13 protein-coding genes and 1 tRNA gene are annotated in these 15706 nt (G+C 41.3%); 1 reads left to right on the forward strand and 13 read right to left on the reverse strand.

The window, feature by feature from the left end; translation table 11 throughout:
* Positions 1–41: 41 nt before the first annotated feature.
* From smc to rph, 7 genes are all read right to left on the reverse strand, one after another.
* The gene (gene smc / locus AC6JA8_RS17645; RefSeq protein ID WP_497974980.1) at positions 42–3716 is read right to left on the reverse strand and encodes a chromosome segregation protein SMC; all 3675 of its coding nucleotides are present in this window, start codon (positions 3714–3716) and stop codon (positions 42–44) included.
* A 167-nt stretch (positions 3717–3883) separates the two neighbouring features.
* Entirely contained in the window at positions 3884–4546 is a 663-nt protein-coding gene (locus AC6JA8_RS17650; RefSeq protein ID WP_497974981.1) for a fumarylacetoacetate hydrolase family protein, read from the reverse strand.
* 17 nt (positions 4547–4563) lie between these two features.
* Entirely contained in the window at positions 4564–5004 is a 441-nt protein-coding gene (trxC, locus tag AC6JA8_RS17655; RefSeq protein ID WP_102245129.1) for a thioredoxin TrxC, read from the reverse strand.
* A 38-nt stretch (positions 5005–5042) separates the two neighbouring features.
* The gene (locus AC6JA8_RS17660; RefSeq protein ID WP_497974982.1) at positions 5043–6233 is read right to left on the reverse strand and encodes a sugar transporter; all 1191 of its coding nucleotides are present in this window, start codon (positions 6231–6233) and stop codon (positions 5043–5045) included.
* A gap of 23 nt (positions 6234–6256) precedes the next feature.
* A tRNA-Pro gene (locus AC6JA8_RS17665) sits at positions 6257–6333 on the reverse strand.
* Between the two features lie 69 nt (positions 6334–6402).
* A complete protein-coding gene (gene rdgB / locus AC6JA8_RS17670; RefSeq protein WP_497974983.1) occupies positions 6403–6984 on the reverse strand; it encodes an RdgB/HAM1 family non-canonical purine NTP pyrophosphatase in 582 nt (193 codons plus the stop codon).
* Positions 6984–7700, reverse strand: a complete 717-nt coding sequence (gene rph, locus AC6JA8_RS17675) for a ribonuclease PH (protein ID WP_102245132.1) — start codon at positions 7698–7700, stop codon at positions 6984–6986. The genes rdgB and rph overlap by 1 nt, the downstream gene beginning before the upstream one ends.
* Positions 7701–7759: 59 nt before the next feature.
* On the opposite strand from rph, the gene AC6JA8_RS17680 reads away from it, so the two are divergent.
* Positions 7760–8473: a biotin--[acetyl-CoA-carboxylase] ligase gene (locus AC6JA8_RS17680; RefSeq protein WP_497974984.1), complete on the forward strand. Its 714-nt coding sequence runs from the start codon at positions 7760–7762 to the stop codon at positions 8471–8473.
* On the opposite strand, the gene AC6JA8_RS17685 is transcribed toward AC6JA8_RS17680, so the two are convergent.
* The 6 genes from AC6JA8_RS17685 to AC6JA8_RS17710 form a co-directional block, all read right to left on the reverse strand.
* Positions 8470–9612, reverse strand: coding sequence for a response regulator (locus AC6JA8_RS17685; RefSeq protein WP_497974985.1), 1143 nt, complete (start codon positions 9610–9612; stop codon positions 8470–8472). The two genes, AC6JA8_RS17680 and AC6JA8_RS17685, sit on opposite strands and share 4 nt — an antisense overlap.
* A gap of 88 nt (positions 9613–9700) precedes the next feature.
* Entirely contained in the window at positions 9701–10441 is a 741-nt protein-coding gene (locus AC6JA8_RS17690; RefSeq protein ID WP_497974986.1) for a PP2C family protein-serine/threonine phosphatase, read from the reverse strand.
* A gap of 3 nt (positions 10442–10444) precedes the next feature.
* Positions 10445–12775, reverse strand: coding sequence for an FHA domain-containing protein (locus tag AC6JA8_RS17695; protein ID WP_497974987.1), 2331 nt, complete (start codon positions 12773–12775; stop codon positions 10445–10447).
* The gene (locus AC6JA8_RS17700) at positions 12729–13796 is read right to left on the reverse strand and encodes an FHA domain-containing protein (protein ID WP_497974988.1); all 1068 of its coding nucleotides are present in this window, start codon (positions 13794–13796) and stop codon (positions 12729–12731) included. Before AC6JA8_RS17700 ends, AC6JA8_RS17695 begins: the two co-directional genes overlap by 47 nt.
* The gene (locus AC6JA8_RS17705; RefSeq protein WP_497974989.1) at positions 13796–15376 is read right to left on the reverse strand and encodes an FHA domain-containing protein; all 1581 of its coding nucleotides are present in this window, start codon (positions 15374–15376) and stop codon (positions 13796–13798) included. Before AC6JA8_RS17705 ends, AC6JA8_RS17700 begins: the two co-directional genes overlap by 1 nt.
* Positions 15364–15696, reverse strand: coding sequence for a DUF192 domain-containing protein (locus AC6JA8_RS17710; RefSeq protein WP_497974990.1), 333 nt, complete (start codon positions 15694–15696; stop codon positions 15364–15366). Before AC6JA8_RS17710 ends, AC6JA8_RS17705 begins: the two co-directional genes overlap by 13 nt.
* Positions 15697–15706 lie beyond the last annotated feature (10 nt).

Raw genomic sequence — 15706 nt, forward strand, 5'->3', positions numbered from 1 at the left:
AAAAAGGGCCTCCGAAGAGGCCCTCAAGGTTTTTACTTTGTTTAGTGTAGCTGAACCGAAACGGCCTTTGAAACCCCTGGCTCTTGCATTGTAACACCGTAAAGAGTGTCGTTAAGCTCCATAGTCTTCTTATTGTGAGTAATAAGAATAAACTGAGAGTCACTGCTCATTTCTCTTAGAAGCTCGTTGAAACGTCCAACGTTAGCATCATCAAGAGGAGCATCAACCTCATCCAGAAGACAGAACGGAGATGGTTTAACAAGGAAGATAGAGAATACTAAACTTACCGCTGTCATTGCCTTCTCACCACCAGACATCAAGTTGATGTTCTGCATTTTCTTACCAGGTGGTTGCGCCACGATTTCGATTCCGCATTCCGGATCATCAATGTTTCCAACGATACGTAGATCTGCTGATCCACCACCGAAGATAATCGGGAATACTTTTTGGAAGCGCGACTGAACTTCTTCAAAAGCAGTATTAAAGCGTGCTTTCGATTTTTCATCAATGTGAGCAATCGCTTTTTGAAGGTCATCAAGTGATGATTTAAGTTCAGTCTCCTGAATCTTTAAGAAATCAGCACGAAGCTTCTGACGATCGTAATCTTCGATGGCCTGCCAGTTGATATCACCTAAGCGACCAAATTCTTGTCTGTAATTCTTAAGTTTCTCAGAACACTCTTTAAGATCTTGTCCGTAACGGCGTACGAATTCGAATTCTTTTCTTTCGATTTCTTTAAGACCTTCTTCTGTTTCCATCCAGAACATAGAGTTAACATCTTTAAGATCTGTGTAGTCACTTTCTTCATATGAAAGGAACTTGCCAAGAACATCGCGAAGATCAATCTGGTATTTCTCGAAAATGTTTCTTGTGTTTTGCTCTTCTTCAATAATGTATTGAGAAAGCTTAACTTCAAATTCTGTGATCTCTCTTTGATTCTTGTTGATCTTTGAAGAGATCTCTTTCACTTCATCTTCTCTGTCTTTCATTGAAAGAAGAAGTTGTCCAAGGCTGTCTTTTAGAAGATTCAGAACATCTTCTTTGTCGCTTAGAACTGTTGACGTTTCTTTGTTAGAAGCTTCAAGGTTTTCAAGCTCAAGAATGATCTGATCAATTTCTGTATTGTAAGTTTCAACTAAAGTTTTATTAGACTCCAGACGCTGATTTAAACGCTCGATCTGACCGTTTAAGTCTTCAATCTGAGAGTTTAAGCTCTTTAGAGTCGACTCAAATGATTTTGCTTCAACTTGCTTTTGAAGAAGAGTTGATCTCTCCTCTTCGAAAGAAGATCTTTGGATTTCCACTTCCTCTTGTAGCTCTTCAAAACGAGCTGTTTTTTCTTCTAATACTGAATGGAACTCTTCTTTCTTACGAGAGAGTTTTTCTTCAGACTCGATCATATCCAAACGAGATTTTGAAATCTCATTCTTTCTGTTTTTTAGAATTTCAAGACGAGTAAATCCTGATTCAAAGCTTGCTAGTTTTGCATCTAGTGCAGACTTCTTAGCTGCGTGTTGAGCACGTGCTTCTGCAGCCTGGTCGCGAAGAGCATCGAACTCTCCTTTAGCTATTTCTAGTGCTTCTCTTTCTGTATTCGCACGAACTTCAAGTTCAGCGACTTCTGTTTGAAGGTCAGCTACGACAACTTTTAATTCAGCGATTGTATTGTTTCTTGCAACAAAACCTTGAGCTTCATCAGACCCTGTCTGGATAGAAACTAGTTTTGCACCTTGAAGGTTCGCGAGCTTTCTTTCCCCACTCAGGTCAGTGATCGCTTTGAAACGGATCTCAGCTGAAAGTGAGTTCATCACGTCAGTCGGAAGAGTTGTCGCAATAAAGTATCCATCAAGGAAAGACGACATTTTGTTTTTTAGAGCTGCATCCATTTCCAGGATATCAGCTAAAGCCACCAGGTCATCCCCTAGAGAAAGTTTTAGACGAGACACAGTTTCAACTGAAAGTTTATCTGCGTTTGTCATTTTTAAGTAATCAAGATTTTTTGAGTTAGTTTCAATCCATGTAAACAGGTCACTATCAGCGTCAGCTGTTGCAACCAGAGTTTCCATAAATTCAGCTAAAAGCGTTTGAGTCGCTTTTGTGTATTTCTCATCACACTTAATCAACGTTCCAAGAAGCGAGAAACCTTCTGCATGGTCCTTTAAGAATGCTGAAATACCATCTTTTTTCCCTTCAAGAGAACGATTGATTTCAATTAAAGACTGAAGCTTAGAATCAGTCTGGATAAGTGTTTTTGATTTTGCAGTGAAGTTCTGCTCCAGTTCTCTTACTTGAGCACTATTAGCATCGATTGTCGAACGCAGGGCCGTTTCTTTTTCTTTTAGCTCTACTGCTGTTTTTTCAGCAGTTGCCACCGCTTCTCTTTCAGCTACTATCTGAGTGTTAACTCCAGAGTATTGAGCTTCAAGAGCTTCAATTTCTTTTGTTAAGTCTTGAAGTTGATTTGAGTACTCTTCAAGGCGAGATGTATTTCTGAAAAGCTCCTGGTCAATTTTATTGAATGAATCTTTTTCAGCTTCGATTTCATCGCGAAGATCATTAAAGCTCTGAGTTTTGAATTCAAGCTCTTCTTTAAGGTGCTCTACTCTTTCTTCAAGAAGAGCGAAGTCATTGTCTTCTTCACCTTTTTTCTCCCAAACTTCAAGTTCAGTTTGAAGTTGAGATAATTTCTCAAGACGGCCAGCTAATTCATGATTAACTGATTCAATTTCTTTTTCGCGAGTTTCAATGAGCTTTTCTTTTTCTGATTGAGTTTTGCACAGGTAAACCAAGCGTTCTTCAGCGGCTGCAAGCTCTTTTGAAATAACGTTGTATTCTTTTTGTAGTTCTTCAATTTTTTCTGTTTCTTCATCTTTTCTGAAACGTTCTTCTTCAAGTCCGATTTCCAGAACTGATTTTCTAGCAGAAAGGTTTTCGATTTCTTCCGCACGCGCATCGACAATCGTTTTTCCTTCTTTGTAGTTTTTAAGAAGGTCGAACTCTTTATGAGAGTGAACGATCAAATCGTAACGTTGAACTTTTTCTTTAAGATCGCGAGCACGCTCAGCTTTTTCAGCCTGCTTCTCAAGCGCTTTAAGGTTCTTTTCGATTTCTTGTTGTAGATCGTTTAGACGAGCAAGGTTTTGCTCTGTCGCTTCGATTTTCTTAAGTGATTCTTTTTTTCTCACTTTGAATTTCGTGATCCCTGCAACCTCTTCGATCATTACACGACGCTCTTCTGGTTTTTGGTTTACCAGTCGGTGGATTTCCCCTTGAGCGATAATCGAGTATGACTTTGCCCCAGCTCCTGTATCCATGAAAACTTCCTGGATATCGCGAAGACGACAAGGCATATCGTTGATACGGTATTCTGTTTCACCGTTTCTATAAAGTTTTCTTGTTAACTGAATTTCAGTTGGCGAAGAAACCTGGTTACCAATGTGAATGTGTTTTCCATCATCGTTTTCAAGAACAAGAGAAACTTCGGCAAATGATGCTGGAGTGTATTTTGATGACCCGGCAAAGATAACGTCTTTCATTGTTGAACCACGTAAGTGCTTTGCAGACTGCTCACCCATTACCCAGAAAAGGGCGTCAACGACGTTTGATTTACCGCAGCCGTTTGGCCCAACGATACCAGTAATTCCTTCGTCGAAATGAATGACCTGACGGTCTTTAAATGATTTAAAACCTTGGAGAATTAGTCTCTTTAACTTCACAGGCGTAATCCTTTGCTGTGTGTTGTTATGTGTGTAGCGATTAATGTGTCATAAAACACTTGTTTAGTACACGACAAAAACGGTGAATTAAGACAATGTAAGATGTCCATTTTCAGAGGGAAAATGATGAATTTTTGAGCAGAAGACGTGCTGCAACTTCTAGGCTTTTATTGGGCCTTTTGGACACCTAGCAATAGAGGTTTTCCATTTCCTAGTTTCGCTGCGATTTTATCCCCTTCTTTTAAGACTCCAACCCCCTCTGGCGTCCCAGTGAAAATCAGGTCTCCTTCCGAAAGCGTAAACACGGAAGATAAGTAACTTACAAGCGTAGGAATTGAGAAAATCATGTTTTCTGAGGTTCCTTTCTGGCGGATTTCTCCATTTACTTCCAATGAAAAAGTGAGGTTTTTAAGCTCTGACTCATGGCCGGAAAAAGCGCTAAATTCCCCAATGGCCGCAAAAGTGTCGAAGCCTTTAGCGATACTCCATGGAAGAGATTTTTCTTTCGCTTTATCCTGCAGGTCGCGTGCGGTGAAATCAAGGCCTATCCCCAGGTGAGAAATATGTTTAGATGCTTCAGAAGCCGGGATATCTTTCCCTCCCTTCCCAACGACCAGGACGATTTCCACCTCGTGGTCAACGCGGTTTGAAGTCTTGGGCAGAATCAGGTTTTCCCCGCTGTAGCAGATGGATGATGTAGGTTTAATAAACACAACCGGTGAAGCTGGCACGGGGTTATTTAATTCTTTGGCGTGTTCGGCATAGTTTCTGCCAATGCAAAAAATGTTGTTAACTTCAAAGCTTGTTCCGGGAATTTTTTTACGCGACATAAGTAACCTTGGTTAATTTAAATATAAGCAGAAAGCCATCTTGAAAACTGATCAGGCGGAAGTGCTCCTGAAATTCTCTGGACCTCTTTTCCATTCTTAAACACAATCAATGTAGGGATTCCACGAATGTTGAGCTGAGAGGAAACATCAGGAAAATTTTCTGTATTTACCTTGGCAAAAACCACTCTTCCTGCAAACTCTTCAGACGCTTTTTCATAGGTTGGAGCAAAAGCTCTACACGGCCCACACCACGGGGCCCAGTAATCGACAACAACTGGTAGTGTTGACTGAGAAATCAATTTTCCCATGCCGATGCTATCGACTTCCGAAACATGATGATGAAATAAAAGAGGGTTTCCACATTTGCCACAAACAGCTTTCGCCGTTTTAATTTTTTCGCTGCTGACCTTGTTGGTCGCATGGCATTTTTGACAATTCGTATAGGTAAAAGCTGACATAAAACATCTCACTGATAAGAGGTTTGCCTTCAGCTATTTTAATGAAAAGAAACGTCCCCGCCAAATGTCTTTTTGACTTGATGAAAAGGAATTGCCAGGCTGATTAAGAGCGACAATAAAAGAAATCCCGCGCCTAGATACCCGACACTTCCCAGGTAATTAACCGACGCTAAACTGCCTATCAAAGCACCTGAACCAATCCCAATATTGAAGATTCCCGAATAAAGTGAGACTGCGACATCCTGGGCCTCTGGGGCCGAAGAAACAATCGCCGTTTGAAAAACAAGTCCCATGACTGACATCGAAGCTCCCCAGAAAAGAGCAAGAGCGGCCAGAGTGACAATTGAAAATGTAAGTAGATTCCACAGAAGTAAGCTGACTCCCATAATCGCCAAAGCAATCAAGAGAGGTTTTCTTAGAGAAGAAGCGAGTGCTTTTCCTCCAATAAGACTTCCAATAATTCCCGAGCAACCAAACACAAAGAGAATGAAGACAATATTGTTTGGAGTGTAATGCCCGATCGTTCTTAAGTACGGTTTGATATAGGTGAATGCTGTAAAATGCCCAGTGATAGAGATTGCTGTTACCAGGTAAATAAGAACAATAACTTTGTTTTTAAAAAGGCCAGGAACACTTTTAAAATTCCCTGAGTTTTGGCTTTTTAGGTTGGGAAAAGTTTTATAAAGACTACATAAAACAATCAGGGCCCCCATACCAATTGAACCAAAGGCCCAGCGCCATCCAAAGATCTGCCCAATAGAAGTTCCGAGTGGAATTCCCAAAATACTTCCTAAAGTTGTCGTTGTTGAAACAAGAGCGAGTGACTGCGTTTCTTTTCCCGGTGGGGCCACTCTCACTGCTAGAGGAATAGTGATCGACCAGAAAATAGAATGCAAGAGAGCGACGACAACACGTGAGAGCATGAGCACTGGAAAGTTAGTGGCATTCATCGCAATCACATGGGCCAGAATAAATAAAACCAGAAGAGTGAGAAGAAGTTTTCTGCGGTTAAAGTTTGCACTCCATACCGTCATCGGAAGCGACATCGTCGCTACGATCCAGGCATAGATGGTCATCATCAGCCCAATGAAAGCTTCACTTTTTTGGATTCCTTCCGCGATCTCAGGAAGAAGGCCGACGGGAATAAATTCCGTCGTAACGAAAATAAATCCAGCAAAACCCAAACCTAGTGAGGGCAGCCATTGTTTTAAAGATTGTTGATTAGTCATAAAGAAAAAAAGAGATTTCTAAATGGTCGGAGCGAGAGGATTCGAACCTCCGACCCTCTGCTCCCAAAGCAGATGCGCTACCAAACTGCGCTACGCTCCGACGTTTAGAAAATCAAAAAAGATAGGCTCCATATATATGGCATGAAACATTAATTGGCAAAGATTTTTTCTAATTTCTTTGGGCCAGGAACTTTGAAAGCAAAGCCGAGGCAACCGCACGATGGGAGTTTTTCTGTTTCCATTCATGTAGTTCCGCGACTGTAAGACCTTCTTCGGCCTTATCAGTCGGGATAAAGACCGGGTCATAACCAAAACCTGTTGAGCCTCGATAGCTGTACCCGATGCTGCCATTTAGGCGGCCTTCAAAGTAAAAGATCTCTTTTTCGCTGAAGTACACACAAAGAACGCAGCTAAAGTAAGCTTCGCGCTCACTTACCCCATCCATTTTTTTAAGCAGAAGTTCTGCGCGCTCGCGGTCAGTGAGTCCAGGACCGCCGAAACGGGCCGAATGAAGCCCTAATTCATTGGGCATGCTTTGCACGTTAAGGCCGGAGTCATCAGCGATCACGGGCACTTTAAACTTGTCGTAATACGCTTTTGCTTTAAGAAGAGCGTTCTCAAAATAAGTTGATCCATCTTCGACTACATCTATTTTTTCAGGAGCGGCCTTCACCACTAAAATTTTTGGGTCAAAGAGTTCTGAGAACTCTTCTGCTTTATGGGCATTTCCTGAAGCGAGTAGTAATTCCATTAGGCTAAAATCTCATTTTGTTTTGCAAACACAGTCTTCAGTGATTCTTTCGCGCAATCAATAAGCGCAAGCATTTGGTCGTGTGAAAAAGGTGCACCTTCTGCCGTCCCCTGGATTTCAACGAATTTTCCAGAGCTCGTCATAACGATGTTCATATCTGTTTCACAGCTTGAGTCTTCTTCGTAGTTAAGATCGGCAATCGCCTTTCCTTCTTTATTGATCCCTACGCTGATAGCTGCTAACTGATCAGTTAATGGGCTTTCTTTTAAAAGTCCTTCAGCAATAAGTTTTTTCATTGCTAATGAAAGAGCAACGTAAGCTCCTGAGATAGATGTTGTTCTTGTTCCACCGTCTGCCACCATAACGTCGCAGTCGATTTGAACTGTGCGCTCACCTAGTTTCTTTAAATCGATAACTGATCTCAGCGATCTTCCGATTAATCTTTGGATTTCTTGAGTTCTTCCGCTCGCTCCATTTCTTTCTCTCTTGTTGCGAGAGTGTGTTGCAGAGGGAAGCATTGAGTATTCGGCAGTCAGCCATCCTTCGCCTTTACCTTTTAAGAATGGAGGCACACCTTCATCTACAGTTACTGTCACGTAAACTTTAGTATTACCGCACTCGACAATAACTGATCCTTTCGCATAAGGGTTAGGATTTACAGTGTATTGAATTTTTCTTGGTTGCGTGCGGGAAATAAGGTTAGCAAAAGATGACATTATTTTTCCTTTGAGTTAGTTTTAGGTCACATTTTAAGCCGGAAAAAGACTAAATTACAATGTATCATACGCATTTTAATTCAATTCACTCCACTCAGATTTATCTGAAGGATAATCTCGTCGATCTTCTTAGTCACGACAGCGAAATCCTTATCAGTGCCAGTGAGCAAACTCTTGGAATTGGACGCAAAGGAAGCCAGTGGGATTCCTATGCAAACGCTATCGCCATGAGTTTCACCATGAAACCAAATCTGGTTCCGACACTCACTCCAATTGAAATCGGTGTACTCACTTCAGAATTTTTAAAACAAGAATACGGCGTTTCTATTTTTCTGAAATGGCCCAATGATCTTTTAACAGCTGAAGGGAAAAAATGTGGTGGGATTCTCGCCCAGTATATCGACAGTGAGACTGTGATTGCAGGCCTTGGATTAAATCTCGGTTCACTTCCTTCATCGAATGCTCCCGAACATTACAAACATGGACTGGGGAATGTTTCTGATTTAAAACTCTCTGAGGAAGATAAAAAAACGATTCCAGCGAAACTCTATTCCTATATTTTAAACAATCGCGTTCAAAGCGCTCAAGAAATGCAAGTGCGCTTTCTTCAGGCATGCTTTCACATCGGCCACATGGTCGACATTGACGATGATGGATTTAACTTTGAAGGCAAATTCATGGGCATCGGACAAAACGGTGAAGCCCTCGTTGAAATCAACGGCAACGTAAAAGCGTTCTTATCCAGCTCACTTAAAATCTTAGGCAAAGCTTAGTGCTGAACTGAATCCGAAATTTCTTTGATTTCTTTGCGAATCAGGTTTTCTGCAAGATCAGGAATCACTTCCCATGCAACCTTCTCTGCATTTTGACGGCAGAACTCTCTAACCATTTCTTCGATCATTGGACGAAGAGAGATTTTTAGTTTTTCAACTAACTCATCTTGATCCATGTGAATGATTGTGTCGCCACCTTGTGGTGACTCGATAACTTTTGAAGCAGCTTTTGCTTCACTCTCTTTAAAGTTCTGAACAGTTTCCGTAAGGTCTGCTGTTACTTCATCAAGATTTGTTGAAAGAATATCGGCGTACTCTTCAGCTTTAACCGGAACCACTTCATCAACGGCCCAGAAAGCTTCAGCTGAAATCTCGTCATCGATTTCAGTTAATAGATTGCGGTTTAAATCCTCAGGAACTTCAAATGATGGATCTGTTTCATCTTCATCAAATGCACTTTCTTCCTGCACGAAGCTTGAAGAGGTTTGCAGTCTTTCAAGAACGTGTCTGTCTTCCGGTGTTTCTTCAATAACTGGCGGGAAAGATTTTTGGAATTTTTCTTCCAGGCTATTAGATGCGGCAAATCCCCATCCTTCGATTTCACTCGAAAGTGGATCTAAACTTGTTGCTTCTGTTTGTCCGTATGCTGGCTCAGTCGGCTCTTCGTCTTTTGCTGACATCTTTGGAGCATCAACAGTCCAAAGATCCAGGTCATCTGATTTTTCCGAAGTCTCTTCTTGTTTTGTTTCTACAACAGGAGCTGGAGTTGGTCTCACTCCTTCAAGCAGATCGCGGCACTTCTTGATGAACTTGCTGCTTTCAAATGGCTTTACAATTTTGTCTGAGATCCCGCACGAAGCGAACTGTCCTTCATCAATCGTGTCGAATGTCCCAAGCATAACGATGATCGCAGCTCCAGGCATAACGTTGTTGATTTGTTTTGAAAGTTCGTAACCAGATCTTGAATCTGAGAGATTGAAGTCTAAAAGGATAAGATCGAAATGATTTGATTGAATTTTTCTAAACAGTTCTTCTTCATTCATGCACTCAACAAGTTCGTACCCACTGTTTGCCAGTGTAATGCCGATAACTTTTTGAATCGTTAAACTGTCGTCTGCAACCAAAACTCTTGATGTCATATTCATCCTCTTATGTAACTATTCTCAACTAAATCAGCTTGTTAAGCAACTTATTTTGAGAACGTTAACCAACTAATTCACTCGCGTATTAAAACTGAAGAATCATTGCTGATTGATTGTCGAGATTTCCGCGGTCATTGGATAAGCGAAACAGTTCCTTGATGGCCTCCATTTCACTTTCTAAGTTCTTTTCAATTGTATATTTAATCTCATCTGCGCTTAAACGTGAGTAAGCTCCGTCAGTCAGTAGGACCACTAAATCACCTTCCGTCACTTTTAATTCACGCACGTTATAGTGAAGATCTTCAAAAAGACCAATCCCACTCATAGGCACTGAATGAAGATGCGATTGAAAAGTGTCTCGGCTTAAACTCGCCAAAGAGTCCGGCAGGACTTCAACTGTCAAATGACCTTTGCGGTATAAGTAAGCTACGCAGTTACCTGTCGAAACCAAAGTTAAAATATTTTCGGCCAAGGCAGCGGCAATTACCGAAGCGCCTCCGCGATTGTCCATACTCTTTTGTTCATTGTCGCGGTTAACATTTTGGTGGGCCGTATGAAACGCATTGATCAGGGCATTGCCTTCAATAAGATATTTATGGCTATAAAAAAAAGGCAACGTCGCTTCCGGGTCAATCGCAATTTTTGTGTAAGACCTCTTCAAGCTGTCTCTCACCATCATCGCCACTCGGTCGCCAATATTTGATCCGCCAAATCCATCGACCACCATAAAAAGATTATTCACCAGATCAGCTTCCACCAAATCTTCATTAAGATTTAAATGTGGTCCTTGATGTGTCTGCATGCCATAACTTTTTAATTCAATCATAGTCTATTCCAGATAATCTTTAAGTTTTTCCGTCGCTTTTTTATAGTAGTCACTATCCACCGGAGAAATCTGCTGAACTTCCTGGAACTTCTCTTTGGCATCCTGGAATAAACTCAATGATTCAGCAATAATCGCTTCACGGTAAATCTTTCTTGCTCTGGTTGCCAACTGCTCTCTGATATCTCCAACCTGGTTGAGGGCTTCTGAGTTTGAAGGCTCGATTCTAAGAATCTGCTGATAAACCTCATAAGCACCTTTTAAGTCCTGACCTTCAAGTAGTGACTTGGCTTTCCCAATCAATGGAGCGACCGCTGAGTTCAACTCATCTTTTGACTTCTTTAGCATTTCTGTCGCCTCAGTTGTCAAATCGTCATCCATATCTTTAATACGCAAGAAGTCTTCCAGTTTACCAATGGCCCTGAACCATTCATTTTGTAAGAAAAGGGTACGCGCTGGTTTTAGTTTCTCAACTTTGTCATCGCGGTCTTTTTTCTTCTGGGCCTCTTCCAGCTCTTTTCTTTGTTTTTCTCTCTGCCAATCGTCTAGCTCCATCTTCATCTTTGAGACTTCAAAGTTTTCCGGATCAAGCTGGGTAATTTCATTGAAAGTTGATGTCGCTAAATCCACTCTTCTATCTTTAGTGTATTCGCGGGCCTTCTCTAAAAGAGCTGTAACTTTCGCTTTTTTCTCTGCAGCTGCAAGCTTGGCCTGTCTTTCTTTTTCGGCCTCTTCAATTTTACCCAACCCTTCTTTTGAAAGAGCTATGAGTGATTGAAGGTTTGAGTTGAAATTGGGGTCAACTGCTGCAACTTTCTGTAACTCAGTTAAAGCTTCACGGTAACGGCCTTCCTGAAAGTGAGACTTTCCAATCTCGTACTGGGCAGAGAGCGCGCGCTTTTGTTCTTCAGATAAATTCTTCTGCGATACTTTAGTCACAGGACTATTAATTGCTTTTTTCGCCGGAGCCTTTTTCGTCTCTTTAACCGGAGCCGTTGTTTGTTCATCTCCAAACAAAAACCAGGCGGCTGCAAGTGCGACGATAATATAAAGCGCTTTCTTTCTCTTTTGCTCATCTTTTAGGATGCGCTTGATAATTGATTTTTCTTCAGGCTCAGCTGAAACGGCTTCACCTAAAGCATCGAGCTGCTCGCCTTCTTCCAGTTCCTCTTCAACAACCTCTTCAACTTCAACCGTTTGATTTTCATCAACGGCCATCAGAGTTGCACTTTCTTCTTTTAAGAATTCCGATCTGATCTTAACAGTGAAAGTTACACCGCCAATAACGAATTCATCGTTGTGACTCAACATGACCTTATTGATGCGGTCACCTTTATGAAGAGTACCGTTTGAAGAATTTAAATCTTCGAGGCTCAACATAATATTATTTTTAGTGATAACTGCGTGAACAGTTGAAACCTCTGAATCATTTAAAACGATCTGACACTTACTTGGATCACGTCCGATAAACGTCTTTTCGTTTTCAATAATGTAGCGGTCATAAGGAGCAGTGTCTCCGAAGAGCTCCAGATAAACGGAAGCAAAAGTTTGGATAACTTTTGTACTTTCATCATCACTTCCACCGTCGATATTTTCCAGAGAGTAAGACATGTTCTCGTCTTCTAACGGCGCTTCTCCCGAATCATTTTCTGCGATAACAAAATCAGCATCTGTCTCTTGAGAAGTTATCGTGCTGGCATCTTCAGAGCGTGGAGTTCCACCTAATGATAAATCCAGGTCATCTTCTGGCTGATCCTGAAATTCAGATTCTTCACCTGAAGACTCCACCATCTCATCCAGTCCAATCTCTTTAGTAGAATCCTGGTCAAAATGAACTGATGAATCAACAGTATCCATCTGTTGGATATTTAAATCTGTAGCTGTAGCATTGGATTTTGCAGTTTTGGCAGGTGCCATCGGCACTGGTGCTTCTTCTTTTTGCACTACGGGAGCGGCCAGCGCTTCTTCTACTTTTGGTTCAACGACAGGAGCTTCCTTCTGAGTTGTCACTCCAGTTGCTTCTGTCCCGTCACTTAGAACTGTTACACTGAAAGACTCGGCAGTGAAAACATCACCGGTCTCCAGTTCATGTCTTTCAAAATCATCACCATTAATCTGGCAGGCATTATCTGGATTTGTTTTTTCAATAAACCACTTGCCGCTCTTATGAATGATACGAGCGTGCTCTCTCGAGATCTTTTTATCATCGAGGACAATGTGGCAGTCTTTTGACCGTCCGATCAAAAAAATGGTTTCTGAATAATCATGCGCGAGAACATCTTTGCCTAAATCAATTTCCTGAATCGGCTGATTTCTCTTCAAAACACTTAATTTCACCTTTCTCCATTCCTAGCGATGATTCGATTGCACTAATTTTTAACATCGCATTCTTATATCTTTCGTCGTTAGGATACTCTTTAATTAACTGAACAACTCCACAGAAAGAAACAATCGCTGCCTGGTATTTCTTCGAGTCTTGCTCCTGCGTTCCTTTTTCAAAGTTCTTGGTGATTTCATCATCCAGTCTTTGTTTTGCTTTTGAAAGATAGAAACTCGCCTGTCCGTTTCCTGGACTTAAAAGAAGGGCAAGTCTAAATTCTTCCATCGCTCTAAAATAATTCCCTTCCCTGAATTCTCTTCTCCCACTATGGATTAAAGCTTCCAGTTTTTTTCTGGTATCCGGATCATCTTTACTGGCCTTTGGGGCCATTGTTTCATTGAAGATATCAGCATCTGGACTCTTATCCGTCTTAATCACACCCTTTGGTGTATTAGGAGTGTCGTTTCCTCCAAAGAGAACAAAAGCTAATGCAAGTAACACAATCCCAATAACCATAAAACGGGTTTTACTGTTTACTTTTGTATCAGTAATCTTTTCCGTTTTAAATTCCTCTTCAAAATTGCCTTTGGCATTTCTCGTAGGAACTTTAACTTTCACACCTTTTTTAATTTCTTTAGCAATCGGTGAATCAGGGGTTGCTTCTGCCAGCATCATTTCTGCAGACTGACTGACAACAAAAATGTTGTACCTAAAAACAGTCTGCCCAATAACAACCTTCTCTCCGTCTACGAGCTTTTTTTGCTTAACTTTAGCATCGTTAACGATAACTCCGTTTTGCGCTCCTAAATCAGTAATCGTATAAACACCTTCGGCCATCGCAAGCTCAGCGTGCTCTCTGGAAATCTTTGTATCAACAATCTGGATATCAGCATTGTCACCGCGGCCAATGATAATTCTTTTTCCCGTCAGGAAATAAGCATTGCCTTTATTCGGTCCTGTCATACAGAGCAAACGGTGATGTGTCCCGACATCGCCAGGTGCTTTAAGCTCTGTTGTGATCTTAACGTTTGCTGCCATTAATTATCCAAAACAAAGGCAATATAAAAGCCTTTGGCAAATCCATCTTTCCCCATCAGTGAATTCACGTGAATACTGTATGGTTTTCCTTGCAGTTCATAGTTTCCTTCCTGTGAAAGACCCGAATTGTTGGCCGAGTTGTCACATAATTCAATCAGTGTTGCTGCAAATCCACGCTCTTTAGTAATATCTAAAATATTCATCCCTTCAGACATTGACTGCCTGATACCGCAGACATCTTCAGCTGGAGTGTTGATTTTCACCAGATTTTTGGCCGAGTTCAGGACAATGACTGGCCCTTGAGCCCCGCGCATGAATTCCAACAGGGTATTAACGTAAGCGTCATCACTTTCTAAATCATCCGCACTGATGTCGCTTTCATCACGCTGTAATTCACGGATACGTTGCAGCCCTGTATTTATGGCATTTCTCACGGGATTCATTTCTTCAAAAAGAAGCTTACTTTCTACACTTCTTCTGCGCCCGCGAAGACCTTCTTCAATCTGAATACGCAATTCTTCTATTGGTCTCAGTGTTAAGTAGTACACAACTCCGAAGAATAAAATCCCCACAAGCAGTGAAGTAACAACTGACTCAAGATAAAGTCTTGTGCTCTTTGAAGCTTCTGCCGTCAGTGTTGTTGGAGCAAAACGAATTGCAATAATCCCTACCGGCTCTTGTGTTCCTGTTTTTGGATCGTAAACAAAGATCTGCTTTCCAATCCCGATCTTTCCACCTTCAAGTGGCAGAATCCTCGCGTCCTTGATGTTTTTATTTTTTGGGTTCGAGAACCATTCTTTAATCTGAATAGAAACAGTATCGTTAGTATATTCATTCAAACGAGAAATAGGTCTTAGTACACGTCCATCTAAATCGATTAGCTCATAAGACTCAACCCCATCTTGTCCCGCTCCATCCAAAAATGATGTATCAACGCGCTCCAGAGCCTTTTGTTCAAGGGCCTTCGTGTTTGTACGACTGATCTCATCAGCATAGTGAGTTCCACGAATACGGATCTCATTCATCAGAACGTTTTTTGAATCCTGAAGAACCGGGCCAATCGTCAAAGTGATCGTGACAAGAGCAAAGGCCGCCGTCATAATCGCTAAAAGAATACGCCATTCATACTCCTGGTTAATTCCGTGAAGCAGTGGCATGAACTTATATTTAAATAACCAAAAAATCTTTCCAACTAAATTATCTGGAGGAGTCCCCCCACTCAAAAGCTCATCTAAACTTTCTTCACGCTCGCGCTGAACAGCAACTTTCTTCTTAACAACGACTTTCTTTTCCTGAACATAGACCAGCTGAAGAATAGAATTCGGTAGACCGATTTTATCGCCGCTCTTGATGCTCGCCTTTTTGACAATTCTTCCATTTAAGAATGTACCGTTGGCACTTCCTAAATCATTTACATAGATAACGTCATCAGCAACAGTCACTCCCATGTGCTTTTTCGACACACCTTCAACAGGGAAATGAATATCGCACCCAGGATCTCTTCCCAGTACGTTTTCTCCGCTCTTTAGAACGAATTCCTGTCCTCTTAATTTTCCACCGACAACGACTAACTTATACATACTGCCTCTAGTTTTTCTCCCGGCTGAAGGCCCTTCTTCAATGTTCCTGCCTTCATCTCCAACACCTGGTAAGACCTAAAATAGATCCAGGTCATTCTCCAGGGACTTAAGTCATAAAGAACTTTTACGATATTAAAATTCTGATCAAGAAAAATAATGTCCAGCGAATAACGCATAAAAAACGTATGAATCGAATTGCATGGCCTAATCAAAAAGCCATCACACTCCGGAAGCTCCGCTGAAAACATCAACCCTTTCAATCTCGAAAAAAAATTCTCGGCAATCATCATCTTGTTGCAAATGATTTCACCTGATTTCATTTTTAGTTTA

The organism is Bacteriovorax sp. HI3 (assembly GCF_059738875.1).

What these genes read in the sequence shown, in the direction of transcription:
- AC6JA8_RS17650 (WP_497974981.1), bottom strand. Translation starts at nt 4,546, where the DNA reads ATGTCGCGTAAAAAAATTCCCGGAACAAGCTTTGAAGTTAACAACATT.
- trxC (WP_102245129.1), bottom strand. Translation starts at nt 5,004, where the DNA reads ATGTCAGCTTTTACCTATACGAATTGTCAAAAATGCCATGCGACCAAC.
- AC6JA8_RS17660 (WP_497974982.1), bottom strand. Translation starts at nt 6,233, where the DNA reads ATGACTAATCAACAATCTTTAAAACAATGGCTGCCCTCACTAGGTTTG.
- rdgB (WP_497974983.1), bottom strand. Translation starts at nt 6,984, where the DNA reads ATGGAATTACTACTCGCTTCAGGAAATGCCCATAAAGCAGAAGAGTTC.
- rph (WP_102245132.1), bottom strand. Translation starts at nt 7,700, where the DNA reads ATGTCATCTTTTGCTAACCTTATTTCCCGCACGCAACCAAGAAAAATT.
- AC6JA8_RS17680 (WP_497974984.1), top strand. Translation starts at nt 7,760, where the DNA reads ATGTATCATACGCATTTTAATTCAATTCACTCCACTCAGATTTATCTG.
- AC6JA8_RS17685 (WP_497974985.1), bottom strand. Translation starts at nt 9,612, where the DNA reads ATGACATCAAGAGTTTTGGTTGCAGACGACAGTTTAACGATTCAAAAA.
- AC6JA8_RS17690 (WP_497974986.1), bottom strand. Translation starts at nt 10,441, where the DNA reads ATGATTGAATTAAAAAGTTATGGCATGCAGACACATCAAGGACCACAT.
- AC6JA8_RS17700 (WP_497974988.1), bottom strand. Translation starts at nt 13,796, where the DNA reads ATGGCAGCAAACGTTAAGATCACAACAGAGCTTAAAGCACCTGGCGAT.
- AC6JA8_RS17705 (WP_497974989.1), bottom strand. Translation starts at nt 15,376, where the DNA reads ATGTATAAGTTAGTCGTTGTCGGTGGAAAATTAAGAGGACAGGAATTC.
- AC6JA8_RS17710 (WP_497974990.1), bottom strand. Translation starts at nt 15,696, where the DNA reads ATGAAATCAGGTGAAATCATTTGCAACAAGATGATGATTGCCGAGAAT.